Source organism: Lichenibacterium dinghuense, assembly GCF_021730615.1.
Classification (GTDB): domain Bacteria; phylum Pseudomonadota; class Alphaproteobacteria; order Rhizobiales; family Beijerinckiaceae; genus Lichenihabitans; species Lichenihabitans dinghuensis.
In genome coordinates this window covers 3,706,399-3,732,464 of sequence record NZ_JAJLMN010000001.1, presented here as the reverse complement: position 1 = coordinate 3,732,464, position 26,066 = coordinate 3,706,399, and the positions used below count along the sequence as shown (strand labels likewise).

General features: G+C 71.4%; 30 protein-coding genes. 10 read left to right on the top strand and 20 right to left on the bottom strand.

What is annotated here, in order from left to right:
- The first annotated feature begins 32 nt into the window (after positions 1–32).
- On the top strand, positions 33–539 hold the full coding sequence (locus L7N97_RS17825) for a GNAT family N-acetyltransferase (RefSeq protein WP_237479640.1): 507 nt from the start codon (positions 33–35) through the stop codon (positions 537–539).
- 109 nt (positions 540–648) lie between these two features.
- Positions 649–1,179 (top strand): inorganic diphosphatase, encoded by a 531-nt coding sequence (gene ppa, locus L7N97_RS17820; RefSeq protein WP_237479639.1) that lies wholly within the window; start codon positions 649–651, stop codon positions 1,177–1,179.
- 45 nt (positions 1,180–1,224) lie between these two features.
- Here ppa and L7N97_RS17815 read toward each other — a convergent pair whose 3' ends face one another.
- Complete coding sequence (locus tag L7N97_RS17815) at positions 1,225–2,367, bottom strand: hypothetical protein (protein WP_237479638.1); 1,143 nt, start codon at positions 2,365–2,367, stop codon at positions 1,225–1,227.
- Positions 2,364–3,245, bottom strand: a complete 882-nt coding sequence (locus L7N97_RS17810) for a DUF6502 family protein (RefSeq protein WP_237479637.1) — start codon at positions 3,243–3,245, stop codon at positions 2,364–2,366. Before L7N97_RS17810 ends, L7N97_RS17815 begins: the two co-directional genes overlap by 4 nt.
- 125 nt (positions 3,246–3,370) lie before the next feature.
- Here L7N97_RS17810 and L7N97_RS17805 point away from each other — a divergent pair, with 125 nt between their 5' ends.
- Positions 3,371–3,607, top strand: coding sequence for a hypothetical protein (locus L7N97_RS17805; RefSeq protein WP_237479636.1), 237 nt, complete (start codon positions 3,371–3,373; stop codon positions 3,605–3,607).
- A gap of 128 nt (positions 3,608–3,735) precedes the next feature.
- Positions 3,736–3,996 carry a GlsB/YeaQ/YmgE family stress response membrane protein gene (locus L7N97_RS17800; RefSeq protein WP_237479635.1) on the top strand — a complete coding sequence of 87 codons (261 nt, stop codon included), beginning with the start codon at positions 3,736–3,738 and terminating at the stop codon, positions 3,994–3,996.
- A gap of 69 nt (positions 3,997–4,065) precedes the next feature.
- On the opposite strand, the gene L7N97_RS17795 is transcribed toward L7N97_RS17800, so the two are convergent.
- A complete protein-coding gene (locus L7N97_RS17795) occupies positions 4,066–4,269 on the bottom strand; it encodes a YgaP-like transmembrane domain (RefSeq protein ID WP_237479634.1) in 204 nt (67 codons plus the stop codon).
- Positions 4,270–4,418: 149 nt separating this feature from the next.
- Here L7N97_RS17795 and L7N97_RS17790 point away from each other — a divergent pair, with 149 nt between their 5' ends.
- The 4 genes from L7N97_RS17790 (at position 4,419) to L7N97_RS17775 (ending at position 8,891) form a co-directional block, all read left to right on the top strand.
- Positions 4,419–4,940, top strand: a complete 522-nt coding sequence (locus tag L7N97_RS17790) for a protein-tyrosine phosphatase family protein (RefSeq protein ID WP_237479633.1) — start codon at positions 4,419–4,421, stop codon at positions 4,938–4,940.
- Entirely contained in the window at positions 4,937–6,664 is a 1,728-nt protein-coding gene (locus L7N97_RS17785; protein ID WP_237479632.1) for a hypothetical protein, read from the top strand. The genes L7N97_RS17790 and L7N97_RS17785 overlap by 4 nt, the downstream gene beginning before the upstream one ends.
- Positions 6,665–6,773: 109 nt before the next feature.
- Positions 6,774–7,670: a transglutaminase-like domain-containing protein gene (locus L7N97_RS17780; protein ID WP_237479631.1), complete on the top strand. Its 897-nt coding sequence runs from the start codon at positions 6,774–6,776 to the stop codon at positions 7,668–7,670.
- Between the two features lie 228 nt (positions 7,671–7,898).
- Positions 7,899–8,891: a transglutaminase family protein gene (locus tag L7N97_RS17775; protein ID WP_237479630.1), complete on the top strand. Its 993-nt coding sequence runs from the start codon at positions 7,899–7,901 to the stop codon at positions 8,889–8,891.
- Positions 8,892–9,036: 145 nt separating this feature from the next.
- Here the strand turns inward: L7N97_RS17775 and L7N97_RS17770 are convergent, their stop codons facing one another.
- The 14 genes from L7N97_RS17770 to sdhC all read right to left on the bottom strand — a co-directional run bounded on the left by L7N97_RS17770 (position 9,037) and on the right by sdhC (position 20,395).
- Entirely contained in the window at positions 9,037–9,930 is an 894-nt protein-coding gene (locus tag L7N97_RS17770) for a tetratricopeptide repeat protein (protein ID WP_428981001.1), read from the bottom strand.
- Positions 9,931–10,202: 272 nt separating this feature from the next.
- Entirely contained in the window at positions 10,203–10,529 is a 327-nt protein-coding gene (locus L7N97_RS17765) for a hypothetical protein (RefSeq protein ID WP_237479629.1), read from the bottom strand.
- A gap of 29 nt (positions 10,530–10,558) precedes the next feature.
- A complete protein-coding gene (locus tag L7N97_RS30320; protein WP_237479628.1) occupies positions 10,559–12,700 on the bottom strand; it encodes an FUSC family protein in 2,142 nt (713 codons plus the stop codon).
- A 21-nt stretch (positions 12,701–12,721) separates the two neighbouring features.
- Positions 12,722–13,372, bottom strand: coding sequence for a phosphatase PAP2 family protein (locus tag L7N97_RS17755; RefSeq protein ID WP_237479627.1), 651 nt, complete (start codon positions 13,370–13,372; stop codon positions 12,722–12,724).
- A gap of 73 nt (positions 13,373–13,445) precedes the next feature.
- Positions 13,446–14,243, bottom strand: coding sequence for a hypothetical protein (locus L7N97_RS17750; RefSeq protein ID WP_237479626.1), 798 nt, complete (start codon positions 14,241–14,243; stop codon positions 13,446–13,448).
- Positions 14,244–14,410: 167 nt separating this feature from the next.
- On the bottom strand, positions 14,411–14,905 hold the full coding sequence (locus L7N97_RS17745; protein ID WP_237479625.1) for a DUF892 family protein: 495 nt from the start codon (positions 14,903–14,905) through the stop codon (positions 14,411–14,413).
- Positions 14,906–15,006: 101 nt separating this feature from the next.
- The gene (locus L7N97_RS17740) at positions 15,007–15,786 is read right to left on the bottom strand and encodes a succinate dehydrogenase iron-sulfur subunit (protein WP_237479624.1); all 780 of its coding nucleotides are present in this window, start codon (positions 15,784–15,786) and stop codon (positions 15,007–15,009) included.
- Between the two features lie 11 nt (positions 15,787–15,797).
- Positions 15,798–16,172 carry a DUF5615 family PIN-like protein gene (locus L7N97_RS17735; RefSeq protein ID WP_309242813.1) on the bottom strand — a complete coding sequence of 125 codons (375 nt, stop codon included), beginning with the start codon at positions 16,170–16,172 and terminating at the stop codon, positions 15,798–15,800.
- Positions 16,169–16,408: a DUF433 domain-containing protein gene (locus L7N97_RS17730; RefSeq protein WP_309242812.1), complete on the bottom strand. Its 240-nt coding sequence runs from the start codon at positions 16,406–16,408 to the stop codon at positions 16,169–16,171. Before L7N97_RS17730 ends, L7N97_RS17735 begins: the two co-directional genes overlap by 4 nt.
- A gap of 28 nt (positions 16,409–16,436) precedes the next feature.
- On the bottom strand, positions 16,437–17,354 hold the full coding sequence (gene kdoO / locus L7N97_RS17725) for a Kdo hydroxylase KdoO (RefSeq protein ID WP_237479622.1): 918 nt from the start codon (positions 17,352–17,354) through the stop codon (positions 16,437–16,439).
- 37 nt (positions 17,355–17,391) lie between these two features.
- On the bottom strand, positions 17,392–17,658 hold the full coding sequence (locus L7N97_RS17720) for a hypothetical protein (protein ID WP_237479621.1): 267 nt from the start codon (positions 17,656–17,658) through the stop codon (positions 17,392–17,394).
- 28 nt (positions 17,659–17,686) lie between these two features.
- Positions 17,687–19,522 carry a succinate dehydrogenase flavoprotein subunit gene (gene sdhA / locus L7N97_RS17715; protein WP_237479620.1) on the bottom strand — a complete coding sequence of 612 codons (1,836 nt, stop codon included), beginning with the start codon at positions 19,520–19,522 and terminating at the stop codon, positions 17,687–17,689.
- A gap of 55 nt (positions 19,523–19,577) precedes the next feature.
- Positions 19,578–19,970: a succinate dehydrogenase, hydrophobic membrane anchor protein gene (sdhD, locus tag L7N97_RS17710; protein ID WP_237479619.1), complete on the bottom strand. Its 393-nt coding sequence runs from the start codon at positions 19,968–19,970 to the stop codon at positions 19,578–19,580.
- An 11-nt stretch (positions 19,971–19,981) separates the two neighbouring features.
- Positions 19,982–20,395 (bottom strand): succinate dehydrogenase, cytochrome b556 subunit, encoded by a 414-nt coding sequence (gene sdhC, locus L7N97_RS17705; protein WP_237479618.1) that lies wholly within the window; start codon positions 20,393–20,395, stop codon positions 19,982–19,984.
- Positions 20,396–20,645: 250 nt separating this feature from the next.
- On the opposite strand from sdhC, the gene rpmF reads away from it, so the two are divergent.
- On the top strand, positions 20,646–20,843 hold the full coding sequence (gene rpmF, locus L7N97_RS17700) for a 50S ribosomal protein L32 (RefSeq protein ID WP_237479617.1): 198 nt from the start codon (positions 20,646–20,648) through the stop codon (positions 20,841–20,843).
- Between the two features lie 135 nt (positions 20,844–20,978).
- On the opposite strand, the gene L7N97_RS17695 is transcribed toward rpmF, so the two are convergent.
- The 3 genes from L7N97_RS17695 to L7N97_RS17685 form a co-directional block, all read right to left on the bottom strand.
- Complete coding sequence (locus tag L7N97_RS17695) at positions 20,979–21,812, bottom strand: outer membrane protein (RefSeq protein ID WP_237479616.1); 834 nt, start codon at positions 21,810–21,812, stop codon at positions 20,979–20,981.
- Positions 21,813–22,394: 582 nt separating this feature from the next.
- On the bottom strand, positions 22,395–23,192 hold the full coding sequence (locus L7N97_RS17690) for an outer membrane protein (RefSeq protein ID WP_237479615.1): 798 nt from the start codon (positions 23,190–23,192) through the stop codon (positions 22,395–22,397).
- A 268-nt stretch (positions 23,193–23,460) separates the two neighbouring features.
- Positions 23,461–23,916 carry a Fur family transcriptional regulator gene (locus L7N97_RS17685; protein WP_237479614.1) on the bottom strand — a complete coding sequence of 152 codons (456 nt, stop codon included), beginning with the start codon at positions 23,914–23,916 and terminating at the stop codon, positions 23,461–23,463.
- Positions 23,917–24,167: 251 nt separating this feature from the next.
- On the opposite strand from L7N97_RS17685, the gene L7N97_RS17680 reads away from it, so the two are divergent.
- Positions 24,168–25,769 (top strand): catalase, encoded by a 1,602-nt coding sequence (locus L7N97_RS17680; RefSeq protein WP_237479613.1) that lies wholly within the window; start codon positions 24,168–24,170, stop codon positions 25,767–25,769.
- Positions 25,770–26,066 lie beyond the last annotated feature (297 nt).

Below are 26,066 nucleotides of genomic sequence, written 5' to 3'. Positions count from 1 at the left end.
CGCGACGGACGGGCACAGCCCTACCATCGCGCATGGCCGAGACTCTGATCACGATCCGAGGGGCACGGACGGGCGATGCGAATGCCATCGCCGCGGTCCACGACGCGGCTTGGCTCGACGCCTATCGCGGCATCATCCCGGGCCGCGAACTCGACAAGATGGTGGCGCGGCGCGGCCCCGCCTGGTGGTTGAAGGCCATCCGCAACGGCAGCCGGCTGTCGGTCCTCGACTTCGACGACCGGATCGGCGGCTACACCAGCTACGGCCGCAACCGGGTGCCCGCCCTGCCCTACCGGGGCGAGATCTTTGAGCTCTACCTCGCCCCCGAATACCAGGGCATGGGCTTCGGCCGCCGCCTGTTCCAGGCCGCCCGCAAGGACCTCGCCGAACACGGCTACGAGACGTGCCTCGTGTGGGCGCTGGCCGACAACGAGCGCGCCACCTCCTTCTACCTCCGGCTCGGCGGCCGCATCGTGCGGCGGGCCGAGGAGCGCTTCGGCCCCGAAATGCGTGGTCGCATCGCGTTCGGCTTCGATTGACGCTCCGGCCATCGGGCGATTTCGCCCGCGCGCAAAGCGCGCTATGAGCGGTCGCGCTTCCGCTGCCCCGGCCCGGGACGGCGGATCCAAGTACCATCGGAGACGCCCAGTGAACCTCGACGCCATCGCGATCGGCAAGAACCCGCCTGACGAAGTCAACGTCATCATCGAAGTGCCGATCGGCGGCGAGCCGATCAAATACGAGCTCGACAAGGACGCCGGCATCCTCAAGGTTGACCGATTCCTCCACACGTCGATGCGCTATCCGGGCAACTACGGCTTCATCCCGCACACGCTGTCGGACGACGGCGACCCGTGCGACGTCATCGTGGCCAACACCCGCGAGATCGTGCCCGGCGCCATGATGGCCTGCCGCCCCGTGGGCGCGCTGCTGATGGAGGACGAGAGCGGCGGCGACGAGAAGATCATCGCCGTGCCGGTGACCAAGCTCACCCGCCGCTACGAGAAGATCCAGGAATACACCGACCTGCCGCAGATCACGCTGGAGCAGATCGAGCACTTCTTCGCCCACTACAAGGATCTCGAGCCCGGCAAGTGGGTCAAGATCGTGAAGTGGGTCGGCGCCGAAGAGGCCAAGACCCTGATCCGCGAGGCCATGGCGCGCGCCAAGAAGGGCTGAGACCGCACCGGGGCGAGCCCCCCGCCCCTCCCGGCCCGGCGGCTGTCACCGCCCCGGGCCGCCGCGCCCGCCGCCCGCGCCGCCACCGGGACTGTTGCCGCCGCGCGGACCTCCATCGCGCGATCCGCCGTCGCGGTTCCCCGGCCCCGGCGCGGCGGCACCGCCCGGCCCCGCGGGGCCGCGGGCGCCCGGCGCGGCCGGACCGCGGTCGAGGCCGTCCCGGCCCGTCCCGCGCGGGCCGGCCTCCACGTGCAGCGACTGCGCGGCGAGACGCCCGGCCGGAATCGGCCGCGCCACCACCACGGCCCGCACCCCGCCCTGCTCCCCCAGCTCGGCCAGCGCCGCGGGGCTCGCCGCGACGTCGAGGCCGGAGCCGAGCCGCAGCCCGTCGGGCACCCGCGCCACGTAGGCCTCCACCGACACGGCGTCGGCTTCCGCGAAGGGCACGCGCGGCTCGACCGTCACGGCGGAGGGATGGAACGTCCCGTTCCGCAGCGCGCCGGCCATCGACACCCGGCGCCCGATCAGCGCCGGCGCGAGCCCCGCGACGGCGAGGCCGCCGACCGCCGGGCCGCCGTCCGCGCCGGCCTCGACCGGGCCGCGCAGGCGCGACGGACCCGGCGGCCGCCGCTCGATCAGGCTCGCCACGACGGCGCCGTCGAGCCGGCGCAGCCCGCTGACCGCGAGCAGGTCGCCCGCGCGATGCGCCGGCACCGCGACGCCCTCCGGCACGAGGACGCGCTGGCCCAGCACCACGAGCCGCCCGGGGCCGGACGCCCCCACCGGCCCGACGACCTCGCTGTCCGCCACGATGGCGCGGGTGACGAGGACGCCCCCGCGCTGCCGCGCCAGCACGCGCACGACCTGGCCGAGCCTGAGGTCGCGCGCCGCCGCGGGCCGCCCGTCGATCGACACCGGCACGTCGGGCGGAAAGGTCACGCGCAGGTCGTTGACCACGATCGAGCCGAAGCGCCGGATCGTGCCGATCACGCCCGTTCCGCCGATGCCCCGGTCGCGGCCCAGCGTCTCCTCCGCGTCGGTGGGCGCCGCGCCGGTGCCGCCGAGCCCGCGGTCGGCGCCGTCCATCGGGTCCTGAGCGCGCGCGCGTCCGCTCCAGAGGGCGAGGGCCTGCAGGGCCAGGGCCGCGAAGCTCCGGCGCGACAGGGACCGGGAGGGGCGTCCGCTCACGCCGCCGCCCCGGCCGACGGGCCTTCAGCCGGTCGTGGCTCGGCCGGCGGGGTGTCGGAGGGCGCCACCTCCTCGGCGAACACGTAGACGCCGAAGTTCCAGCGCCAGCCCCCGCCGGCGTCGCACTCGCAGCCGTCGTGGGCGGCGCGGTTGGCGGCGGTCAGCGCGTCCATGGCGAGGTCGCGCGAGCGGCGCTCGAGCTCGGCTGCCAGTCCGGCGGAGAGCCCGTCGTAGTGCACGGCGCGCTCGAGGAAGCGGGGCGCGTCCGCCGACACGTTGGCGACCGCGGCGGCGACGTGGTCGTGCAGGTTCCGGCCGAAGTAGTAGAGCTGCTGGTCGTCGCCGCCGGCGGGCACGTAGGCCCGCTCCAGCAGCGTGACGACGTCGGCCGCGTCGAGCACGGCGAGGCGCTTGTCGATCCACTCGTCGAGCACGGCGCGCGGGCGCAGGTCGCGCGTGACCGACTCCACCAGCGCCTCGAACGAGGGCTGCCCCGCCGGCGCCACGCGCGGCAGCGGGAGCGGATGGCCGGCCGCGTCGGTGGTGCTCCGGTCCGCGAGCCAGCGGGCCAGGATGCGGCTCGTGCGCGACAGCGACGCCGGCACGACGCTGACGGGCGCGCCCGCGCCGCGCAGGCGCCGCACCTCCTTGCGGTGGATGCCCGTCAGCAGGCTGACGCGGCTGTCCGTCTGCTCCTTGCCGGGCAGCGCGAAATCGTGCTCCGCCACGTTGACGTAGAGCTCGCGCAAGACCTCGCACAGCGCCGGGAAGGTGATGCCCCGGCGCACGAGCAGGCGCACCATCGGGCGCAGCAGGCGCACGAGCGCGGCCTGAAGCTTGGTGGTGTCCAGCGGGACGTCGGCGGAGGGATCGGGCACGGCTGGAGCATAGGACGCGGCTGGAGCGAGTTCAACGACCACGGGCCGTTTTGTGGGTATTTTTCCCACTCATATTGACGTGGGATTTTTTCTCACATATCGGTCGCGCATCGAGGAGCCCCGCCATGCCGACCCCGCCAGCCCCCGCCCTGTTCGCGATGCCCCGCCTCGAACCCGCCTTCGGCCCCGTCCGGGCCGCGGCCGCCGTCGGCGCCGCCCAGCGGGCCAGCCTGGGCCGGGGTCTGGTGTTCATGCTGCTCCTGGCCGCGTCGTCGCTGGCCTCGGTCTACGTGCCGATCGCCCTCGGCGGGCCCGATTGGGTCGAGGGCAGCGCGCCGCCCCCGCGGGCCGCCGCGCGCTGAACGGTTCCGCCCCCGGCTGCGGGCGAAAACGCAGGCCGCCGTCAACCTTCGCGCCCATGCGGCGTTGATGCGGCACCGGGGGCGGGGCTCAGGGGAGCCGGTCCGCACCTCGGCTGGAGATCGGTCCCGTGGGCATCATCGAAACCATCATCATCGGCTTCCTGGCCGGCGTGATCGCGAAATTCCTGATGGGCGGGCCGAACGAGTTCAGCGGCTTCATCATGACGACCGTGCTGGGCATCATCGGGTCGTTCGTGGCGACCTACCTCGGCCGGGCCATCGGCTGGTACGGCCCCGAGGGCGGCGCCCACTTCGTCGCCTCGATCGTGGGCGCGATCATCGTGCTCTTCATCTACGGCTTCTTCGCGCGCCGCTCCGCGACCTACTAGGCTGCGGTCCGGCGGCCCGAGGCCGGGCACGCGGTCGGGGCGTCTCCTGCCCCGACCGCCGCCGCGGCGTCAGCGCTGCGCCGCGAGCGCGGCCTTGGCGGGGCAGTAGCCGGTGGTGCCGCGGTAGGCGAGCGCGGCGCCGCCCAGCAGCGCCAGCACGCTCAGCACCTTGTTGGGCCTCGGCTTGGCGGCTGAAGCGGCCAGGAACAGGCCGATGCCGGTCGAGATGGCGCGCTCCTTCATCGAGAGTTCTCCGGCGGGGTCGCGGGTCATGGATCGGCTCCTCGCGGCGCCCGGAAGCGGGCGCGCGACCTGGGCGTAACCGGCGGATGCGAGGCGGGTTCCCGCGGCACGGGGCCCTTGCGGGATCCCGCGTCTTGCGCCAAGCCGCAGCCACCGCCGCCGCCCGCCCGGAACCGTCGTTGAATCTCACCTGGATCACGCCCCACCTCGCGATCGGCGGCCGCCTGTCGGACGCCGAAGCGGCCCGCCTCGCCGCCGACGAGGGCGTCGGCGCCGTCGTCGACCTGCGCAGCGAGGCGGTCGACGAGCGCGCGATCCTGCACGCGCAGGGGATCGCCTTCCTGCACCTGCCGACCGACGACCACGCCGCCGTCACGGCCGCCATGCTGGACGAGGGCGTGGCCTTCGCGGAAGCGCAGCGGGCCGCCGGGCGCCGCCTGCTGATCCACTGCGAGCACGGCATCGGCCGCTCGGCGACGCTGGCGCTGGCCGCCCTGGTGGCCGGCGGCATGGCGCCGCTCGACGCCCTGAACCTCGCCAAGGACCGGCGCGACCGCGTGTCGCCCAGCCCCGCCCAGTACGGCTGCTGGCGCGACTGGCTCCTCGCCCGCCGCGCCCGCACGTCGGAGGCCTGGGAGGTGCCGGACTTCGACCTCTTCGCCTCCATCGCCTACCGCCACCTGGCCGCGGCGAAGGCGTGATCTGGTACGGCAAGGCGTCGCGGCGCGTGACCGTCGCGGCGGCGCTCGGCGAGGTCCGGGGCTGGCTCGCGGAGGCCGTGACCGCACCGCTGCCCGTCGAGCGCCACGCCGCCTGGGTGTCGGCGCTGGTCGAGGCCGGCGGGCTCGCGCAGGGATTGGCCGACGCCGAGGGCGGCGCGCCGGACGCCGCGGCGCGCGCCATGGCGCTGTGCTCGGCCCTCGCGGGCGTGATGGGCCGCTCCTGGAACTCCGGCTTCGCCGACGTGCCGGACGCGGTCCCGCCGGACGTCGCAGAGGCGCTCGCGAGCCTGGGCGGCGCGCCGGGCCTGCCCGGCGCCGTCGAGATCCGCCGCACGGAGGGCTTCTGCCACTACGCGGTCTATCCGGAAGCCCATTGGCGCGCGGCCTCGGGGCTCGCGGCCCCGGTCCCGAGCCGCGTGCTCGGCCTGCGGTCGATCGGCACGGTGCTGGCCGCGGCCGTCGCCGCCGCGCTCGGCGCGCCCGCGCCCCGCACGGCCCGGCCGCACGGGCACCCCTTCGCGCGCGAGGTCGAGATCGCGCCGCCGCTCGGCGCGGGCGAGCGCGGCGCCGCCTGGGCGGTAGTCGACGAAGGGCCGGGCCTGTCGGGCTCCTCCATGGGTGCCGCCGCCGACGCGCTCGCCCGCGCCGGCGTCGCGGCGGACCGGATCGTGCTGCTGCCCGGCCACGGCGGCGCGCCCGGCCCGAGGGCCAGCGACGCGCACCGGCGCCTGTGGGCGGGGGCGCGCCGGGCGGTGACGCCGTTCGAGGCGCTGGTCGGCGAGGACGCGCGCGGCCTCGCGGCCTGGGTGGCCGACATCACGGGGCCGCTGCCGGCGCCGCCCGAGGACGTCGGGGGCGGCGGGTGGCGGCGGCACCGCTACGCCGACGCGGCCGATTGGCCCGCCGCCGACCGCCAGAACGAGCGGCGCAAATACCTCCTGCGCGGCGCGCGGGCGACCGTGCTGCTGCGCTTCGCCGGCCTCGGCGGCTTCGGGCGCGCCAAGCTCGACCGCGCCCGCGCGCTCCACGCCGCCGGCTTCGGCGTCGAGCCGCTCGCGCTCCGGCACGGCTTCCTGGTCGAGCCCTGGCGGGCGGACCTCCGCCCCGCCGCGCGAGGCGCCGTCGCGCGCCCTGTGCTGCTGGAACGGCTCGCCGCCTACTTCGCGTTCCGGGCCCGCGCCTTCCCGTGCGGGCCGGGGGACGGCGCGCCGCTCGACGCGCTGCTCGCCATGGCGCGCGCCAACGCCGCCGAGGCGCTCGGGGACGGTGCGGCGGCGCGCCTCGACGGATGGGAGGCGCGCCTGCCCGCCCTCGCCCGCGCGGCGCGGCCGGTCGCGGTCGACGGGCGCCTCGCCCCGCACGAGTGGCTGCACGGCGGCGGCACCCTGCTCAAATCGGACGCACTCGACCATTGCTGCGGCCACGACCTCGTCGGCTGCCAGGACGTCGCCTGGGACGTCGCGGGGGCCGCGGTCGAGTGGGACCTGTCCGACGCCGAGGCGGAAGCCCTGCGCGCCGCCGTGGAGCGCGGCTCAGGCTCCCACTGCGACCGCGGCCTCGTCGCCTTCTTCCGTCTCGCCTACCCGGCCTTCCGGGTCGGCGAGCTGACCATGGCGCGGGACCGCGAGGGCCCGGAGGAGGCCGCGCGCCTCGACGCCGCGCTCCGGCCGCGGCTCGCAGCGCTGCGCCGCGCGCTCGGTTGAATCCTTCCGCTGCGGCAGGCGCGGCAACAGAACTTTAGCCATGCCGCGACGTTTGCCCGTTTCTTGCTACGCGCCGCCCGCACGTCAGCCTCCACGGGGAGAAGCCGCCATGAAGATCCGCTGTGGTTACGACCTGTCCTACTACTGCCCGCAGGCGGTGCCGATGCAGTTCCTGCTCAGCGTGCATCCGTCGCGCGAGCGCGACATCGTCACCCCGCAGGTGATGCGGACCGACCCGCACCTGCCCACCCGCATCGTGCTCGACCATTTCGGCAACCGCCTCACCCGCATGATGGTGCCGCCGGGCGAGATCAAGCTGTCGGCGGACTTCGTCGTGGAGGACAGCGGGCTGCCCGACGAGGTGAACTGGGACGCGCAGGAGGTGCCGATCGACCGCCTGCCCGACGACGTGCTGATCTTCCTCATGGGCAGCCGCTACGCCGACACGGACCTGCTCAGCGACACGGCGTGGCAGCTGTTCGGCGGCACGCCGCGCGGCTGGGCGCGCGTGCAGGCCATCGTCGACTACGTGCACGACCGCATCCGCTTCGACTACCAGATGGCCCGCAACACCCGCACGGCCAGCGAGGGGCACCGCGAGCAGGTGGGCGTGTGCCGCGACTTCGCGCATCTCGCGGTGTCGCTGTGCCGCTGCATGAACATCCCGGCGCGCTACTGCACGGGCTACCTCGGCGACATCGGCGTGCCGAAGGTGCCGGACCCGATGGACTGGAGCGCCTGGTTCGAGGTCTACCTGTCGGGCCGCTGGTACACGTTCGACGCGCGCCACAACCGCCCTCGCATCGGCCGCATCGTCATGGCGCGCGGCCGCGACGCCACCGACGTCGCCATCTCGACCGCCTTCGGCTCGGCCATCCTGGGCCGGTTCGACGTCATCACGGACGAGGTCGTCGAGGAGACCACCTTCCGGCACAGCTACTCGGGCCAGTTCCCGTCGAGCCGTATGGACGGCGGCCAGCCCATGCCGGTGCTGGCCCGGCCCTGACGGGCCGCGGGCCGCCGGCGCCCGTCACTTACGGCGACCTCACGCGCCTTCCCGAGCCCGCCGTAATGGTTTAGGCCGAAGCTCCTCCGGCCGCCGCCCCCTCGGGACGGGCGGCCGGCTTCCCGCGCGGGCGGGGATGCATCGGGCCCTCGCCCGTGTATCCTCGTGCCGGGCCCGATCGAAGGCGTCGGGTCGAAGCGTGACAGCGGGTGTTTGCACGGACATCGGATGACGGTTCTCTCGGTTCGCCACCTCACGACATACGAGTACAAGGCGCCGGTGCGCTTCGGCGAGCATCGCCTGATGTTCCGGCCGCGGGACAGCTACGACCAGCGCCTGATCTCGTCCGACATGATCATCTCGCCGGAGCCCAAGCGCGTGCGCTGGTTCCACGACGTGTTCGGCAACTGCGTGGCCGTGGCGAGCTTCGGGACGGAGGCCAAGGAGCTCGTCTTCGACACCCGCATCGTGCTCGACCACACGCCGTCGAACGCTCCCGACTTCATGATCGAGGACTACGCCAAGACCTATCCCTTCACCTACGGGGCGGAGGAGCGGCCGGACATCTCGCGGCTGATCGAGCGGCAGTACCTCGACCCCGAGCACCTGCTCGACAAATGGGTGCGCCGCTTCGTGCGCTACGGGCAGCGCACCGACACGGGCGAGCTCCTGATGACGCTCACCTACGCGATCAAGGAGGGGTTCACCTATTCGAAGCGCTTCGAGCGCGGCACGCAGGACCCGCTGCTGACCCTGTCCTCGGGCAAGGGCACGTGCCGCGATTTCGCGGTGCTGATGATGGAGGCCGTGCGGGCGCTCGGCTTCGCGTCGCGCTTCGTGTCGGGCTACCTCTACGTGCCGCGCGAGAAGGGCGAGGCGCACAAGGGCGGCGGCAACACCCACGCCTGGTGCCAGGTCTACCTGCCGGGCGCCGGCTGGGTGGAGTTCGACCCCACCAACGGCATCGTGGGCAACCGCGACCTGATCCGCGTCGCGGTGGCGCGGGACCCGCGCCAGGCCATCCCGCTGCAGGGCAGCTACTTCGGCAACGCCGCCGACTACGTGGGCATGACCGTGTCGGTGGACGTTCAGGAGATCGAGGCGCCCGCGGTCGTGACGGGGCCGGACGCCCGCCCGGCCGAGCGCAGCCACGGCGACGAGGGGAGCGGCATGGGCGAGACCGTCGGCAACGCGGTCACGACCGAGTTGGAGCAGGCGTGAGGGATCTCTGTCCGGCCTGATGCCGGGCCGGTAGCGGCCGGCACCTGAGCGAACGTCGACCCGTACGCTCTCGGCTGTTCTCCCGGCCTCGACAAGAAATCAGGAGGCCGGGGGAGGTCAGCGGCCTCCCCTTCGGATACGGCGCTCAGGCCCGGCCGACGCGCGACAGGCCCTCGGACGCCGTGCGGTTGTCCGGGTCGATGGTCTTGGCGCGGCCGTAGGATTCCTGCGCCTTGGCGCGGTTGCCGAGCTTCTCATAGTCGACGCCGAGGCCAGCCCAGGCGTCGGCGTTCCTGGAATCGACGTTGAGGGCGGCGTTGTAGTCCTCGATCGCCTGGTTGTACTTGCCCTCGGCGGTGAGCGACTGCGCGCGCGCCTGATAGGGCGCGGCCGCGAAGGGGTCGCGGTCGATGGCGTTGTCGAAGTCGGTCACGGCCGCGGGCTGGTCGCCGCGCTTCTGGTGGATCAGGCCGCGGGCGTGGAACGCCTGCGCGCCCTGCTGGCCCTCCGAATTGAGCTTGATCGCCTGGTCGAGGTCCGACATGGCGCCGTCGAGGTTGCCCTGGACGCGCAGGAGGTTGCCGCGCCCGAGATAGGCGGCCGCGTGGTTCGGGTTGGCCTGGAGGGCGTGGTTGAAATCGGCGAGGGCGAGGTCGTTGCGGGCGGACTGGCGGTAGGCCAGCGCCCGGTTGGTGTAGGCGGCGGCGTTGTTGGGGTCGATCGCCACCGCCTTGGTGAAGTCGCCGATGGCCTTGTCGAAGTCGCCCTGTCGCGCGTAGGCGGCGCCGCGGGTGTTGTAGGCCTCGGCGTCGCGCGGGTTGCGGGCCACGACGTCGGACAGCGACGCGATGTTGACCGAGGTGTCCTTTGAGCGCGGCGTCACCTCCGCCACGCCGAGGCCGACGGTGCCGACCGACCCGGCCGTCTCGCAGCCGGCGAGACCGAGGCCGACCAGCAGGATGAGCGGCAGCGCGGCGCGGCGCGGCGACGGCGCGCGCACCGGCTCGCCGGCGGGGTCGGAACCGCGGAGTCTCGTCACCTTCGTCATCGCGCGCATGTCACCTGGAAAGCCGGCCGCCCGTCGGGGGTCCCTCGCCACCAGGGATGGATGTCCAATGCGGCTCAACTGCGGAAGCCGACAAAGAAAACCCACACTGTTGCAGAACCGCCTCAGCGGGACCCGAGGCCGGCGGCGGATCGCCGTCGACGGCCCGAGTTAGCCTTCCCACAGTTGCGGCATGGTAAACGGGCCCCTGCCGCGGCGCGTTTTTCCGAGGATGACGCGCGGAAGCGCGGATCGGCGCGTCGGGGTCAGCCGTGCGTGCAGGAGCAGCTCGGGGCGCCGCTGCCCTCGGCGTCCACGCAATCGGCCGTCTCGCCCTTGCGGCAGCTCGCGGTGCACTGGTCGGTGCGCAGCGCGTTGGTGGCGGTGCACACGAAGCCGGGCCCGCCGTCGAGCTTGCGCTGGAACTGCGCGCCGGGGAGGTAGCCGGCGCCGCCCTGGTCGCCCTCGCCCGCGTCTGGCGGCAGATCCGGCTGCGCTTGGGCCGGCTGCGGCGAAGGCGCCGTCTGGGCCCGCGCCGCCGGCATCGCGCCGAAGCAGCACAGCGCCGCCAAGGCCAGGATCGTCGTCCGCATCATCTCGCTCCGCTCAGGCGTCCGCAGCCTCAACGAACGCCGGCGGCGGCGGTTTCCGCAGTCCCGGCGAGCGGCTGCGCCGCATCGGCGCCGCGGTCCACCACGGCGTCGCCCAGCACCGCGACGACGCGGCCGATGCGCGCCAGCGTCCCCGTGGGCGGCGCCGGCGGGGGCGGCTCGGGGGCCGCGCGGGAGGCCGCGAGCCCGTCCAGCGCGTCGGGCACCCAGCGGCTCCACGCGGCCCAGCCGTCCGGCCCGACGCCCTCGTCCGCGTGGGTGTCGTGCTGGAGCGCGAGGAGCGCGCCCCCGAGGCGCCGCAGCCCCGCGTCAGCCGCCATGATGGCCTCGAGGCGGCGGCGATGGGCGCGGCCCGGCTCCTGCAGGGCGCGCGACAGCGAGGCCTCGAGGTTGTTGTTGGCGATGCCGGCCGCGCGGCGGGCCGGCTCGACCGCAGCGGCCTCCCCCCGCCCGGCCCGCGCCGCGAAGACCGCCGCGGCGAAGCGGGCATGCGCCGCCAGGGCGTCGCGCAGGCTCTGCACGGTGCGGTCGGGCTCCCAGCTCGGCCACAGGAGGCAGCAGGCCGCGACGGCGACCACGCCGCCCCCGACCGTGTAGAGGGTCCGCATGGTGGCGATCAGCCACTCTGCATGGCCGGGCTCCGCCACGTCGAACAGGATCACCACGAGCGGCGTCAGGCAGGCCACGTAGGCGCCATAGCTGACCTGGCGGACCGAGAAGCCGATGATCGACAGCGGCACCATCAGGAGCGAGTCCACCAGCGCGGTCTGCGGGAAGAACGCGAGGAGGCCGCCGATGAGGGCGCCCAGCACGGTGCCGCCGATGCGCTCCAGCGCTCGCTGCCAGGTCGCGGCGAAATAAGGCTGCATGGTCAGCGCCACCGTGATGGTGAGCCAGTGCGAATACACGCTCCACCACGTCAACGAGATCGCCACGGCCGCCACGGTCAGCACCGAGGCCCGCACGGCGTGGCGCAGGATGGCGGAGGACCAGGTGAGGTTCGCGCGCAGCGGCTCGATCCAGCCGTCCAGCCATGGCGCGCCGGGTTCGGCGGGGTCGGCGGGGCCGGCGCCCGCATCCTCGGCCTTGAGCCGCGCCGCCACGCGCAGCCGGTCGGCCAGCACGGCGGCGATGTCGGCGAGGGCCGGGTGGCCGTCCGCGGCCCGCCGCAGCCGCGCCAGGGCCGGCTCCACGTCGCGGGCGCGGGAGGGGCCCTGCCGTCCCGCGAGGTCGAGCATGGGGCGCAGTCGGCGCAGCATCTGGCCGGCCGCGCGGGCCAGCGCCTCGCCTTCGGCATATTCCACCATGTCGGACAGCGCGATCAGCGCGCCGAAGATGCGGTCCTGGTCCTCGACGGCGAGGATGTTGCGCGCCACCACGGTGCCGGCGAGGCCGGAAGGGCGCGCCGAGGCGAGCAGCGCCGCGCGCGTGTCCTCCAGGGCGTCGCGCAGGGCGCGGCGGTGGGCGCGGGCGTGGGCCTCGAAGCCGGCGAGGCCGCCCTCCCCGCCTTGCGCGCGCAGCACGGCGCCGAGGTCGCGGGCGAAGAGCGCGAGCAGGCGCCAGTTGGCCGCCACCATGCGGCTGCCCTCGCGCTCCGGGTGGATGCGCCAGATGCCGACCGTCATCACGACCGCCCAGGCGCCCCCGACCAGGAAAGCCACGAACAGCATGGCGGCCTCGCCCGGCGGCAGCGCGCGGTCGACCGCGAGCGCCAGCACGACGGTGAGCACGTTGCCGACCGCCATGGCGCGCACGCCCCAGACGCGCGCCATGGCGTTGCAGAACACCACGAGCGCGGTGGCGGGCAGCAGCAGCGGCAGCCCGAAGCCGTGCAGCAGCGCGAGCCCGCTCCACATGGCCGCCGCCGCGACGGTGAAGAACAGGAGCGAGGGCACCCGGTCGCGCAGCGCGCCGCCGACGTCGCAGAAGCAGGCGAGGTTGGCCGCGAAGGCGACGAAGAGCAGCGCCGGCGACTGCACCCAGATGTTCAGCACCAGCACGGCGCCGGACGCCACGGCGGCGCGCAGGCCCTCGGCGACGCTGATGCCCGACAGGTCGGGCACGACGGGGAGCTTGCGGAGGTCGGCGCCGGGCGCGCGCAGCGTGCCGCGGTTCAGGGGCGAGGGGCTCGGTCGGAGGGTGAAACGGCGCACGCGGACTCGCTCGTCTTCGGTTCAGGGCTCCGGTGCGAAGGGCGTGCCAGGGCGGCGGCCCAGGAGCGCGGCGGCGCCGACGCCGCAGGCCGCGCCGAGGTAGAGCCCGGCCACCATGTCGCCGACGAAGTGGTAGTCGGCCCCGAACAGCCCGACCATCACCAGGACGACGGGTAGGGCCAGGATGGGGCGCCACCGCGGCAGCCGGCCCCAGAGGGCGGCCATCGGCGCCGTCATCATCGCCGTGTGCCCGGACGGGAACGAGGACCAGCCCGGCCCGCCGTGGAAGGGGAAGAACCCATAGGCGTCGTCGCGGATCAGGGACGGGTTGTTCTGCACCCAGGTCTCGGGCCACAGGCGGCCGAAGGCGAGCTTGAGCTGATCTTTGAGCGCGATCGCGACCAGCGCGGCGAGGCAGCAGGCGATCAGCGAGCGGCCGACCGCGCCGGGGCGCCAGCCGAGGAGCGCCGCCAGCCCGGCGGACGCCGCCCCCGCGACGGCCAGGGGCGGGACGGGGTCGACGAGGTGGGTGAGGGCCACGAGGGCCCACCTCTGCCCCGCGAGATCCGCGTGGGACAGGAATGCTGCGGGCCTGTCCACGAAGGCGACGCAGAGCGTGACAAGGACGGGGCAGGACGCGACCACGAGCAGCGGACCGAGCCTGCCTCCCATCGCACCGTGATCCTGTCGCGCGCCGCCTGGATGTGGATGCCCACCCGCCGCCCATGCGGCGGGTGGGGCGCGATCAGAAGGCGTCGTCGCCGATGCCGATGGAGTTGATCCCGCCGTTGGCGAAGCCGGCCTCGATCGGGGCCTGCCGCTTCATGGGCGCGGCGAAATCAGCCTTGGCCTGCTCGAACGAGGCATTGGTGCGCCCCTCGCTCATGACACGGCGCGACTCGGCGCGGTCGATCGCCGCGTTGGTGAGGCCGGCCGGGCGCATCACGACGCCGGTGTTGAGGGTCGCCACGCGCTGCTGCACGCTCGGATAGCGGGGCTCTATGTCGCCATAGTCGGGGCGGGACAGGCTGCCGCTGGCGTAGTCGTTGTCGATCTTGAAGTCCGGGCCGGGCCCCTGGTGGAAGCCGCCCACCGCGTCGAAATGCGGACCGCCGTAGCCGCCGCGCGCCGGGCCGTAGCCGGCGATCTGGCCGAGGCCGGCGTTGCCGCGGGTGATGGGGTTGCCGGCCTGATCGCCGTAGAACACCTCGCCGCCCGTGCGGAACGGGCCGAAGTAGTAGAGGCGCGGGTCGTTCCAGCCGTGCTGGCGGACGAGGTAGTCGTCGCCGTAGAAGCCGGTGCCGACCGCGTCGTAGGCGCCGGGCGCCGCGCGGCGGCGGATCGTCAGCGGGCGGTCGGCAGCGGCGGTGCGGACCGCGCGGGGACGCTCGGCGGCGCGGCCGCGGGCCGCGGGGGCGCCCGCCACGGGACGCCTGACCGTGCCTTCGGCGTGGGCCTCGTCGACCATGCAGGCGCCCGCCACCAGGGCGACGGCGCCGGCGGCGATCAGCGCCAGCGCGCCCGTGCGATTGTTCTCGGCCATGTCGGCGACTCCATCTCGGCAGCGCGCCCTTTCGAGCGTCGGCTGGGCCGTTCCCTTTGCGCCGTCAACGCGAGCGGCGGCGGATGGATGCGAGAATGATGGCGAATGGTTGACACGCGGCTCGCACATGCGTCCTTTTCACGACGGGCGTCAGCGGCGCGGCGCCCTCACGCCGCCGCGCGCTCGGCGGCCTCGGCGAGCCTCGTGGCATAGCCGTCGCCCGCGTGGATCTCCGAAACGGCGCGCCTCAGCTCCGCCTCCTGGTCGGGCAGGCCGAGCGCCTTGGCGTAGGCGGCGGCCGTGCCGAAGCCCGCGAGGCCGTAATGCGTCATGCGCTGGTATTGCGCGAGGATCTGCACGTCGCGGAGCCCGCCCGCCGCGGCGGCCTCCTCCAGCTCCTGCTTGATCGCTTCCCGGACCAGCCCCTCCATGCCGCGGCAGTGCTCGGGCGTGGCGTCGCCGCCGTTGGCCGCGATCAGGCGCTTCAGCGTGCCGCTGTGGGCTTCGATGCCGCCGACCGAGCGGTCCAGCATCGCCTTGATCTCGCCGTCCGCGGCGCGCGGCGCGATCCGCCGCAGCGCCGCCGCCATCTGGTTGTTGGCGGACCAGAGGTCCCTCATCTCGTCGACGTAGACGTCCCTGAGATCGTGCGGGGCCGACATGCGCGCCTCCTCGTGAACCTGTCAGCGAGGAAGCGGCGCGATCGGGAGGCTGTTGCGGCGGACGCGATCACGTCGCCGCGATGAGGCGGCCGTCCCTCCCGTCAGTTCTGGCGGGCGATCATCATGTTCTTGATGTTGGAGATGGCCTTGGCGGGGTTGAGCCCCTTCGGGCACGCCTTGGCGCAGTTCATGATGGAGTGGCAGCGATACAGGCGGAACGGGTCCTGCAGGTTGTCGAGCCGCTCGCCCGTCGCCTCGTCCCGGCTGTCGATCAGCCAGCGATAGGCCTGCAGCAGCGCCGCGGGGCCGAGGTAGCGGTCGCCGTTCCACCAGTAGCTCGGGCAGGAGGTCGAGCAGCAGGCGCACAGGATGCACTCGTAGAGCCCGTCGAGCTGGTGGCGCGACTGCGGCGACTGCTTCCACTCCTTCTCGGGGGTGGGGCTGTCGGTCTTGAGCCAGGGCTCGATGAGGGCGTGCTGGGCGTAGAAGCGGGTGAGGTCGGGGACGAGGTCCTTGACCACCTCCATGTGGGGCAGCGGATAGAGCTTCACGGCGCCGCGCACGTCGTCCATGCCCTTGGTGCAGGCGAGCGTGTTCACCCCGTCGATGTTCATCGCGCAGGAGCCGCAGATGCCCTCGCGGCAGGAGCGGCGGAACGACAGCGTGGGATCGACCTTCGACTTGATCCAGATGATGCCGTCGAGAACCATCGGGCCGCAGTCCTCGCGGTCGACGAAATAGGTGTCGATGCGCGGGTTCTCGCCGACGTCCGGATCCCAGCGATAGATGCGGAATTCCTTGAGCGCCTTGGCGCCCGCTGGCTTCGGCCAGGTCTTGCCGGTCGTGATGCGGGAGTTGCGGGGAAGGGCGAGTTCGACCATGGCGACGGATCTCAGCGGTTCGGTTTGAAGATCAGGGGGCGGAGCCGCACACGATCGTCGGCGATCGTGACGATGGCCCCGGAAGACAGGTCGGCCGCGGTCTCGCGCAGCACGCGCGCGACGAAGGAGCCGAGGCGGGACGGCAGCGTCGTCGCGGTCCGGAGCTGAACCACGCTCGGCGCGGAGGCTCCCGAGGTCGCGAGCGCCGTGCCGAAGTCGAGGTCGCTCGTGAAGACGGCCCGACCCTCGGCCCGCGCCCACGTCAGGATCTCGTCGTCCGGCGCGTCGGGCCGCCCCACCTCGGACCAATGCAGGACGTCGTGCCCCGCGCTGCGGAGCGTCGGCACCCACTCCGGAGAGAGGTTCATGTCCACCACGATCCTCACGCGGCCGGCGCGAGGGCGACCTCGCGCTCCTGCGCGAGCCAGGCGCCGTAGCGGATCGCCTCCAGGACGTCCTCCCGCTCGATATAGGGATAGGCCGCGAGCAGGTCATCGAGTGCGACACCGTCCCCCAGGTTGCCGAGGATCATGCCGACCGTGACCCGAAGCCCGCGGATGCAGGGGCGCCCGCCCATCACGGCGGGGTCGCGCGTGATGCGGGGGAACGGCGTCGCGCTCACGGTCTCCATCTCTCCCCTGCCCCTCCCCTCAGTGCAGCTTCCTGCCCTTCATGCGCTCCAGCACGCGCACGGGCGCCCGCTCGGGGTCGGCCATGCCGTCGATCTCCAGCGTGAAGGTCTGCTCCAGCGCGTGCTGCCCGGACATGGCGGCGTGGGACACCTGATCGGTGAAGACCATCCAGGTTTGGCCCGGCGTGAACTCAACGGTCTGGTGCGGCACGATGCTCTGGTAGCCGTCGTCGAGCTTCATGCGGTCGTGCAGCTGCAGCATGTAGTGGTCGGCCGGGGAGCGGCGCGACTTGGTGATGCCGACGAGCTTCATGAGCTGCGCGCTGCCCGGGAAGGGCGCCGCGATCTTGGGCAGGAAGCGCTGCGCCACCGTCTCGAAGGGCTCGCCGACGCGCCACACGCGCGGCTTGGTGCCGGGATGGACGTTGGTGAAGACGCGCATGATGCGCTGGCCGTGGCTCGGGCGCGACGGGAAGGCGTCGACGTGGAGCCGAGTGTCGTCGTGGCGCTTCGACTGCTGGCGCCCCTGCGCCTCGACGGGGCGGAACGACGTGTTGCCGATCTTCAGCGCCGAACCGTAGGGGGTCAGCGCCCCGAGGAGGCGCCGCGTGTGGTCGGCGTAGCGCTCCATCATCGACTTCATCGCCGCGGCGTCGATGCCCTCGGCGTAGCCCCACACGCGGCCGGTGTCGGGGTCGTATTTGACGGTCTTGGTGCCCTCCTTGACCACGGCCGGGTCGAGGAGCTTCGCCTCGGCGGGCGACAGCGCGAAGGGCAGGTGCGGGAACAGCACGACGTCGCCGCGCTCGAGCCCCGCCACGGCGTCGCGCTTCATCGCGGCATCCGGGGCCGCGAGCCAGTCGGTCGTGCCCACCGGCACGCAGACGCTGGTGGCGCGCTCGGCGGCCGTGACGGATGAAGGCGAAGACGGCGTCATGGGGTTCTCCGTGGATCGGCGGGCCATCCCGATCCGCTCACATCAAGGCGATCGTGAGATCGCCGTCCTCTTCGATTCTCAACAGCCGGGCGCTTCGCAGGCAAGGCGCAAACCAGGAGAGAGCCTCGGCGACGTCCTGGACTGCCACAACCGCCCGTACCGCGTCGACATCTCCCGAACCGACGTAGAAGCCCGGCACCGCCTCCGTGAAACCGTGCCCGGCGATGACCGCCGCCACCTCGCTCAGCGCCTCGCGCTCCCGCTTTTGGTGATGAGCGAGCCGCTCGGCGTCGAAGCTGAGCACGACGGCCCAGCTCCGACCCATCGTCGCTTCAGTACACGCGGGCCTTGGGCTCGATATACTGCACGTCGTTGCTCATCGTGTAGGTGTGGACCGGGCGATAGTCGACGGTGACCTTCTGGGAGCCCTCGTCGAGCCAGGCCAGCGTGTGCTTCATCCAGGTCTTGTCGTCGCGGTTCGGGAAGTCCTCGCGGGCGTGGGCGCCGCGCGACTCCTCGCGGTTGGCGGCGCATTCCATGGTCACCACGGCCTGGCCGATGAGGTTGTCGAACTCCATCGTCTCGATGAGGTCCGAGTTCCAGATCAGCGAGCGGTCCGTGGTGCGGATGTCGCTGGCCCCGCGCCACACGTCGTTGATGAGCTTCACGCCCTCGTCGAGCACCTCGCCGGTGCGGAACACCGCGCAGTTGTTCTGCATGGTGCGCTGCATGCGCCCGCGCAGCTCGGCCGTCGGCGTGCCGCCGGAGGCGTGGCGGAAGCGGTCGAGGCGCGACAGGGCGAGGTCGGCCGAGTCCTTCGGCAGCTCGCGCTGCTTCTCGCCGGGCGTCACGATCTCGGCGGCGCGCAGGCCGGCGGCGCGGCCGAACACCACGAGGTCGATCAGCGAGTTGGAGCCGAGGCGGTTGGCGCCGTGCACGGACACGCAGGCGGCTTCGCCGAGCGCCATGAGGCCGGGCACGATGCTGTCCGGGTCGCCGCCGACCTTGGTCAGCACCTCGCCGTGGTAGTTCGTGGGGATGCCGCCCATGTTGTAGTGCACGGTCGGCAGCACCGGGATCGGCTCCTTGGTGACGTCGACGCCCGCGAAGATCTTGGCGCTTTCGGAGATGCCCGGCAGGCGGTCCGCCAGGATCGCCGGGTCGAGGTGCTCGAGGTGCAGGTGGATGTGGTCCTTGTTCTTGCCGACGCCGCGGCCGTCGCGGATCTCCATCGTCATGGCGCGGCTGACCACGTCGCGCGAGGCGAGGTCCTTCGCGGAAGGCGCGTAGCGCTCCATGAAGCGCTCGCCCTCGGAGTTGGTCAGGTAGCCGCCCTCGCCGCGCGAGCCTTCCGTGATGAGGCAGCCGGCGCCGTAGATGCCGGTCGGGTGGAACTGCACGAACTCCATGTCCTGCAGCGGCAGGCCTGCGCGCAGCACCATGGCGTTGCCGTCGCCCGTGCAGGTGTGGGCGGAGGTGGCCGAGAAGTAGGCGCGGCCGTAGCCGCCCGTCGCCAGGATCGTGAGGTTGGAGCGGAAGCGGTGGATCGAGCCGTCGTCGAGCTTCAGCGCCACGACGCCGCGGCAGCGCCCGTCCTCCATGATGAGGTCGATGGCGAAATACTCGATGAAGAACTCGGTCTTGTTGCGCAGCGCCTGGCCGTAGAGCGTGTGCAGGATGGCGTGGCCGGTGCGGTCCGCGGCCGCGCAGGTGCGCTGGGCCGTGCCCTTGCCGTAGTCGGTGGTCATGCCGCCGAAGGGGCGCTGGTAGATCTTGCCCTCCTCGGTGCGGGAGAAGGGCACGCCCCAGTGCTCCAGCTCGTAGACGGCGTCGGGCGCGTTGCGGCACAGGTACTCGATCGAGTCCTGGTCGCCGAGCCAGTCCGAGCCCTTGACGGTATCGTACATGTGCCAGCGCCAGTCGTCCGGCCCCATGTTGCCGAGCGAGGCCGAGATGCCGCCCTGCGCCGCCACGGTGTGGGAGCGGGTCGGGAACACCTTGGTGATGCAGGCGGTGCGCAGGCCCGCCTGGGCGCAGCCGACCGCGGCGCGCAGCCCCGCGCCACCGGCGCCCACCACCAGCACGTCGAAGGAATGGTCGGTGATCGGGTAGGCCGGGCCGGCCTTGCCGTTGGTGGTTCCGTTCGCCGCGCTGCCGTTCAGGGCCATCACATCGTCTCCCGAGCCGGCCCGCCGCGTCGCGGCTGGCCGGGCGCTCAAATCATCACACGAAGCTCAGCCGCATCACCGCGTAGACGCACGCGATGCCGACGACGAAGCAGAAGAACAGGCTCGCGGCCAGCGACCAGTCCTTGGCGTGTTCGCCGTGGACGTAGTCCTCGATGATGGTCCGCATGCCCAATTGCATATGGTAGACGCTGGCCAGGATGAACAGGAGCAGGAAGATGGCCGCGACGGGCTGCGACAGGGTGTGAAGGGCCGCCTCGTAGGGCTTGCCGATCAGCGACAGCACCAGCCACACGAAGCCGACGGTGAGGGGCACCAGCGCCAGGGACGTCAGGCGCATGTGGGCCGAGCCGGTGGTGCCGGAGCGGGCCGAGCCGAGGTAGCGGACGCGGCGCAGGTCCGTCCGCATCTGGAGGGGGTCGGAAGCCATGGGGTCGGGTCTCAGCGCACGAGGAAGGCGAGGATCCACACCAGCACGGTGAGGGCGATGCCGCCGCCGAGCGTGGCCTGGGCGAGGTACTCGCGCTCGGGGTGGTCCATGCCGTAGCCGGCGTCCCAGATGAAGTGGCGCACGCCGCCGAGCAGGTGGTGGAACAGCGCCCAGGTGAAGCCGAACAGGATCAGGAGGCCCAGCCACGACGACAGGAAGCCCGCCGCGACCGCGAAGGCGTGCGGGCCGGAGGCCGCCGCGACGAGGTACCAGGCGAGCAGCATCGTGCCGGCGTAGAGGGCCGCGCCGGTGATGCGATGGGCGATCGACATCATCATGGTGAGCATCGGCCGGTAGACGGTCAGATGCGGCGACAGCGGCCGTGGGTGGAGCGTCACTCCCGGACGCGATTGCGCATCGGCCATCGTTCGGTACATCCCTGCTCGTGCTGGCCGACCCGGATACAGCCATCGTTGCGGCGCTGCAACAAAATGCGATGGCGTCGCTTCAACGCAGCCGCGCGGGGCGGCCCGCCCGGCCGGGCCTGCACTTTCGGCTGGCGCGCCGCGCCTTTTGCCGCTAGGGACACGCCGATGGCTGCCCGCCCGACGCGGTGCGGCCCGCCCCGGCTTGGCCGGAGCGCCCACATCTCACTTGGATCTCACGGAGAGCGATATGGCCGTCCCGAAACGGAAAACATCGCCGATGAAGCGGGGCTTCCGCCGGTCGGCCGACGCGTTGGCGCAACCCACCTACGTGGAAGACAAGGACTCGGGCGAGTTGCGCCGCCCGCACCACGTCGACCTGAAGAGCGGCATGTACCGCGGCCGCATGGTGATGAAGCCCAAGGCGGCCTCCGCCGACGCGGAGTGACCTCACCTTCCAGGGTGAGATCAATAAGCCCCCGTTCCGGACCGGAGCGGGGGCTTTCTTTTCGGTGCGGATTCGTCAAGGCTGAGAGCAGGCAGACTTGCCACTCGGCGCTCAGCAGATGCGGCTTGAATCGGACTAAAACTTATAGTTCAAGCCGACACGGGCGAGATTGCCGTCCGTTTTGAAGCGCGTGCTGTAACCACCGTTGCTTCCAGCGACGACCGGCGTAGCGGAGACCGCGCTGCTGCCAAGGTCATAGTAGAGATACTCAGCCTTGATTGTGACAGCGCTCGACTTGAAAAAGTTCAGGAACGAGCCCGTGGGTAGTGCATATTCGACGCCGCCACCGGCAGCGTAGCCAGTCTGAATATTATCGTGGCTGCCGAAGAAGCGGACAGTCGTGCTGTTGGGCGCGTAGAGCAGGTCCTTGTTGAATACGTCGCCATAGGCGAAGCCGCCCGTGCCATAGATCAGAAATTGGTTGAAGGCGTAACCGATGCGGCCGCGCACCGTGCCTAGGAAGTTCAACCCCGAGCGGAACATGCTATTATAACCGTCGAGGCCGGGATACGAGGCGCTCTTGGCTAGGTCAGTATAGTCAGCGTCGGCTTCGAAGCCGACCACGATGCCTGAGCCCGGACCGCCGAAGCCTAGGAATTCATAATTATAGCCGATCTGCGCGCCGACCGCGAAGCCAGTGTCGTCGAACTTCACGGACCCCGGGCGTTCCCCGACCGCGATGCCGGTGTTCGCCGCCGTCAGCGGGGCATTGACGCCGCGGCTCTCGTTGTCGAAGGCCGCGCCAGCGTTCACGCCGAAATAGCCGCCTGTCCAAGTGAAAACGGGAAGCGGGGCGACGTAGGGCGGCGGTGCGGTGCGGACGGGCAGATCGGCGGCGCGGACCGAACCAGCCGCGGCCACGAGCGTGGCGGCTGCAGCCAGGGCGGCGATCGTATTGACGGCGGGCATGTCATTCTTCTCCAGAGCGGATCTTCACCCCAGACTAATTTCGAGATTGCATCGCGTGCAACCCTTGATCAATGCTTGTGCTTATCGAGATAAATCTTGTGATAAATTTGCAACATACCCAATCTATGTTTGAAGGTATTCGAAAGTTGATAGTGACATACCAAAAGTCACGAGCACCGCTGCTGTGTTGTCTGCGGCGCAACCACACCGTAGGGAGTGCAGTCCCGGCGGATCGAGACGAAGCTGATCGTTGCAGAACGCGACGCCTGCTACATCGCGGCGGGCCGATCGCCGCAGGCGACATGCCGGCTAACGCTAGGGCAATCACGCTTCTGGTCCTGCCGCGACGGGCAACGGGGCGGAACGGCACATCGAGCGCCCGGAGTTCGCCTGAACGGTGCCTGGATCGCGTCTTCGCCGCCGCGATGCGCGTCTATCCGCAAATGGAGGGTGGCTTTTCGCTCGCGGGCGCCGCGAGTGGGCGCATGAACGCGGGCGAGTCAACGCGAGCTCCTCGACGCGAAAAGGGCGCCGCGGCTTTCGCCGCGGCGCCCTTCCCGTCCCGGCCGAGGCCGGAGGAGACTAGAACTTGTAGTTCAGGCCGATGCGGGCGATGTTGCCCTCGTTCTTCACCTTCAGGCCGGGCTGCAGGTTGACGGTGTTGACCGAGGTGTCGCGCAGGTTCGTGCTGTCGAGCTCGTAGCGCAGGTACTCGGCCTTCAGCGTCACGGCGCTGGAGTGGAAGAAGTTCAGGAACGAGCCCGTGGGCAGGGCGTACTCGATGCCGCCACCGTAGGTGTAGCCGGTGTTGAAGCCCGACTGACGCTGCAGGTCGGTGGTGCCGTTGTAGACCGACACGACGCGGCTGTTGACGTCGCCGTAGGCGAAACCGCCCGTGCCGTAGACCAGGAAGGTGTTGAAGGCGTAGCCGATGCGGCCGCGGGCGGTGCCGAGGAAGTCGAGGCCCGAGCGGAACGACGCGGTGCCGTTGTTGGTGATGGTGTTGATGGACTTGTCGGTGTCCATGTACATGGCGTCGGCCTCGAAGCCGACCACGATGCCGCCGCCGGGGCCACCGAAGCCGCCGAAATTGCCGAGCTGGTAGTTGTAGCCGATCTGGCCGCCGGCCGAGAAGCCGCTGTCGCTGAAGCGGGTGTTGCCGATGCCGTCGGTGCGGTTCGCCGTGGTGGTGAACTCCTGCTTGTTGTCGAAGGCGGCGCCGGCGTTGATACCGAAGTAAGCGCCCGTCCAGGTGAAGACCGGCAGCGGGGCGACATACGGGGCCGGAGCCACACGGGCCGGGAGGTCGGCGGCGTGGGCCGCGCCGGCGGCGGCGACCAGCATGGCGGCAGCGGTGACGATTTTCTTGGAAGCGAACATCGAGACTTTTCTCCAGAGCGATCTCTGGAGTGACCCTAGGTCGGGGGGCCGGGCCGGCGCAATCGCGAATCCGGCGGCGCGCTCGCCTTCCGAAAGGCTGTTGCGGCAACAGCACAGGTTTGTGGCAGAGCCGGATGATCTTGCCACATTTGGCGAAGGAATCGCCACTCGCGGAGTCAGAATGGCTTAATGAGACTTTAAATCAAAACCAAAACGGACCATCGAACGCGGGAACTTTCATTATGGTTAAGAGTTTGAGCTGGTCCGATTAACTTTCGATGGACCTGTCGCCCCCGCGCTCCCCCGCCGGCTCCGGCGCAGTGAGTCGGCAGGCGGTGCAGCGCCCGTGCACGGTGAGGATGATCTCCTCCACCTCGCCGTCGCGCCCGCGCACGAAGGAATGGATGGCGTCCGAGGGGACGTCGCAGTCGACGTCCTCGATCCGCCCGCAGCTGCGGCAGACGAAGTGGGCGTGGCCGGACCGGGCCTGCTCGTAGAGCGCCGCGTTCATGCCCGGCAGGTGCAGCTCCAGCACCAGGCCCATCTTACAGAGACGGTCGAGCGCGCGGTACACGGTGGAATAGCCGAGGCTGGCCTTCAGCGCCTTCGCGCGCGTGAAGATGTCGCCCGCGGGGGCGTGCAGCCCCGGCTCCTGGGCCCGCACCACGTCGTAGACGAGCTGGTAGTTGGCGGGCAGGCGCTTTGGTTGGTCTGGCGTCGTCATGGCGGTCCCGGGGCCGCTCTTGCGGCAATCTGGCATTCGTCCCGATCGGGATATTGAAAATGATTATCACTTCCGATAGGGCTTGAACAGCGAGCGGCGAGCAGGCTCGCGGCGGCTGCAACCTCACGCTTCACGCGAATTTTAGCAAGTTCGCGTCCGAAGCGCTGACCGGTCCGCCTTGACATCGTTCGCTCGGGGCAAACATCCGAGCCCCGGCGCGAGCGAGCCGCCTCCCTCCAACGGAGAAGCCCATGACCGAACAGTCGAACATCCTGACCACCCGTCAGGGCCATCCGGTCCGCGACAACCAGTCGACCCGCACGGTCGGCGAGCGCGGCCCGGCCACGCTCGAGAACTACCAGTTCATCGAGAAGATCACGCACTTCGACCGCGAGCGCATCCCCGAGCGCGTGGTGCACGCCCGCGGCGCCGGCGCCCACGGCTACTTCGAAGCCTACGGCAAGATCGGCGACGAGCCGGCCTCCAAGTACACCCGCGCCAAGGTGCTCACACAGGCCGGCGTCAAGACCCCGACCTTCGTCCGCTTTTCGACCGTGGCCGGCGCCAAGGAGTCGCCCGAGACCGAGCGCGACCCCCGCGGCTTCGCCATCAAGTTCAAGACCGTGGAGGGCAACTGGGACCTCGTCGGCAACAACCTGAAGGTGTTCTTCATCCGGGACGCCATCAAGTTCCCCGACATGATCCACGCCTTCAAGCCGGATCCGATCACCAACCGCCAGGAAGCGTGGCGCTTCTTCGACTTCGTGGGCATGCACCCCGAGTCGCTGCACATGGTGACGATCCTGAAGTCCCCGTGGGGCATCCCGGCCACCTTCCGCGAGATGGAGGGCTCGGGCGTCAACACCTACAAGCTGGTGAACGACAAGGGCGAGGCCGTCCTGTGCAAGTTCCACTTCGAGCCGAAGCTGGGCGTGCGCAACCTGACCTCCGAGCAGGCCTCCGCCATCCAGGCGAAGGACGTCGGCCACTGCACCCGTGACCTGTACGACAACATCGCCAAGGGCAACTTTCCCGAGTGGGAGTTCTGCGTGCAGATCATGCCGGACGGCCCGAACGACCACCTGTCGTTCGACCCGCTCGACGACACCAAGGCCTGGCCGGTCGACCAGTTCCCGCTGCTGCCCGTCGGCCGCCTGGTGCTGGACCGCATGCCGTCCAACTTCTTCGCCGAGGTGGAGCAGTCGGCCTTCGGCACGGGCGTGCTCGTCGACGGCATCGACTTCTCGGACGACAAGATGCTGCAGGGCCGCACGCTGTCCTACTCGGACACGCAGCGCTACCGCGTCGGCGCCAACTACCTCCAGCTGCCGATCAACGCCCCGGCTCCGGGCGCGGTCGCCCGCACCAACCAGCGCGACGGCCAGATGACCTACACGGTCGACGGCGGCCCGAACCCGAACGTCAACTACGAGCCGTCGGTGCTGGGCCAGAGCCTGAAGGAGGCCCCGAAGCCCCATGCCGAGTACCACCAGGCCGTCGAGGGCAAGCTCGGCCGCTATCAGACGAGCCGCACCACAAACGACTACACCCAGGCCGGCGAGCGCTACCGCTCGTTCGAGGCGTGGGAGCGCGACGACCTGATCAACAACCTCGTCAACGACATGAAGGCCTGCCCGGAGCCGATCCAGCTCCGCATGGTGTGGCACTTCCTGCACTGCGACGAGGACTACGGCACGCGCGTCGCCCAGGGCGCCGGCATCGACATCGCCAAGGCCCGTGCCCTGCCGCCGCTGCCGGGCCGCGCGGCCCCGCACAAGGCGCTGAAGGCCGAGACCTACACGGACGGCACGACCGCGCAGGGCAACGCCCCGCGCCAGCAGGCCGCCGAGTAAGCACGCGGCGTCGCGGTGAGATGGAGGGCCCGGCGCGCGAGCGCCGGGCCCTTTTCGGTTCGAGGGCCCGCGCGCATCATGGCGCGTGCCGGGACCACGAGGAGACCACATCGATGACGGGCTTCCCGATCGCAAACGTGCTCGGCCGGCGCCCCATCGCCGCCTCGCCCGCCGCCGTCATCGCCACCCTGCGGGACCGGTTCCGCGTGCGTCACCGCGACCGCGGCTGGATGGTGGAGACGCCCGTTCTCCTGATGGACATCGAAAGACTGGACCAGAGCGTGACGCGCTTCGCCA

Bases quoted from the DNA above. Each gene is read 5' to 3' on its own strand.
- L7N97_RS17825 (WP_237479640.1), top strand. From the start codon at position 33: ATGGCCGAGACTCTGATCACGATCCGAGGGGCACGGACGGGCGATGCG.
- L7N97_RS17805 (WP_237479636.1), top strand. From the start codon at position 3,371: ATGCCGACCCCGCCAGCCCCCGCCCTGTTCGCGATGCCCCGCCTCGAA.
- L7N97_RS17795 (WP_237479634.1), bottom strand. From the start codon at position 4,269: ATGACCCGCGACCCCGCCGGAGAACTCTCGATGAAGGAGCGCGCCATC.
- L7N97_RS17780 (WP_237479631.1), top strand. From the start codon at position 6,774: ATGAAGATCCGCTGTGGTTACGACCTGTCCTACTACTGCCCGCAGGCG.
- L7N97_RS17775 (WP_237479630.1), top strand. From the start codon at position 7,899: ATGACGGTTCTCTCGGTTCGCCACCTCACGACATACGAGTACAAGGCG.
- L7N97_RS17765 (WP_237479629.1), bottom strand. From the start codon at position 10,529: ATGCGGACGACGATCCTGGCCTTGGCGGCGCTGTGCTGCTTCGGCGCG.
- L7N97_RS17755 (WP_237479627.1), bottom strand. From the start codon at position 13,372: ATGGGAGGCAGGCTCGGTCCGCTGCTCGTGGTCGCGTCCTGCCCCGTC.
- L7N97_RS17750 (WP_237479626.1), bottom strand. From the start codon at position 14,243: ATGGCCGAGAACAATCGCACGGGCGCGCTGGCGCTGATCGCCGCCGGC.
- L7N97_RS17745 (WP_237479625.1), bottom strand. From the start codon at position 14,905: ATGTCGGCCCCGCACGATCTCAGGGACGTCTACGTCGACGAGATGAGG.
- L7N97_RS17740 (WP_237479624.1), bottom strand. From the start codon at position 15,786: ATGGTCGAACTCGCCCTTCCCCGCAACTCCCGCATCACGACCGGCAAG.
- kdoO (WP_237479622.1), bottom strand. From the start codon at position 17,354: ATGACGCCGTCTTCGCCTTCATCCGTCACGGCCGCCGAGCGCGCCACC.
- sdhA (WP_237479620.1), bottom strand. From the start codon at position 19,522: ATGGCCCTGAACGGCAGCGCGGCGAACGGAACCACCAACGGCAAGGCC.
- sdhD (WP_237479619.1), bottom strand. From the start codon at position 19,970: ATGGCTTCCGACCCCCTCCAGATGCGGACGGACCTGCGCCGCGTCCGC.
- sdhC (WP_237479618.1), bottom strand. From the start codon at position 20,395: ATGGCCGATGCGCAATCGCGTCCGGGAGTGACGCTCCACCCACGGCCG.
- rpmF (WP_237479617.1), top strand. From the start codon at position 20,646: ATGGCCGTCCCGAAACGGAAAACATCGCCGATGAAGCGGGGCTTCCGC.
- L7N97_RS17695 (WP_237479616.1), bottom strand. From the start codon at position 21,812: ATGCCCGCCGTCAATACGATCGCCGCCCTGGCTGCAGCCGCCACGCTC.
- L7N97_RS17690 (WP_237479615.1), bottom strand. From the start codon at position 23,192: ATGTTCGCTTCCAAGAAAATCGTCACCGCTGCCGCCATGCTGGTCGCC.
- L7N97_RS17685 (WP_237479614.1), bottom strand. From the start codon at position 23,916: ATGACGACGCCAGACCAACCAAAGCGCCTGCCCGCCAACTACCAGCTC.
- L7N97_RS17680 (WP_237479613.1), top strand. From the start codon at position 24,168: ATGACCGAACAGTCGAACATCCTGACCACCCGTCAGGGCCATCCGGTC.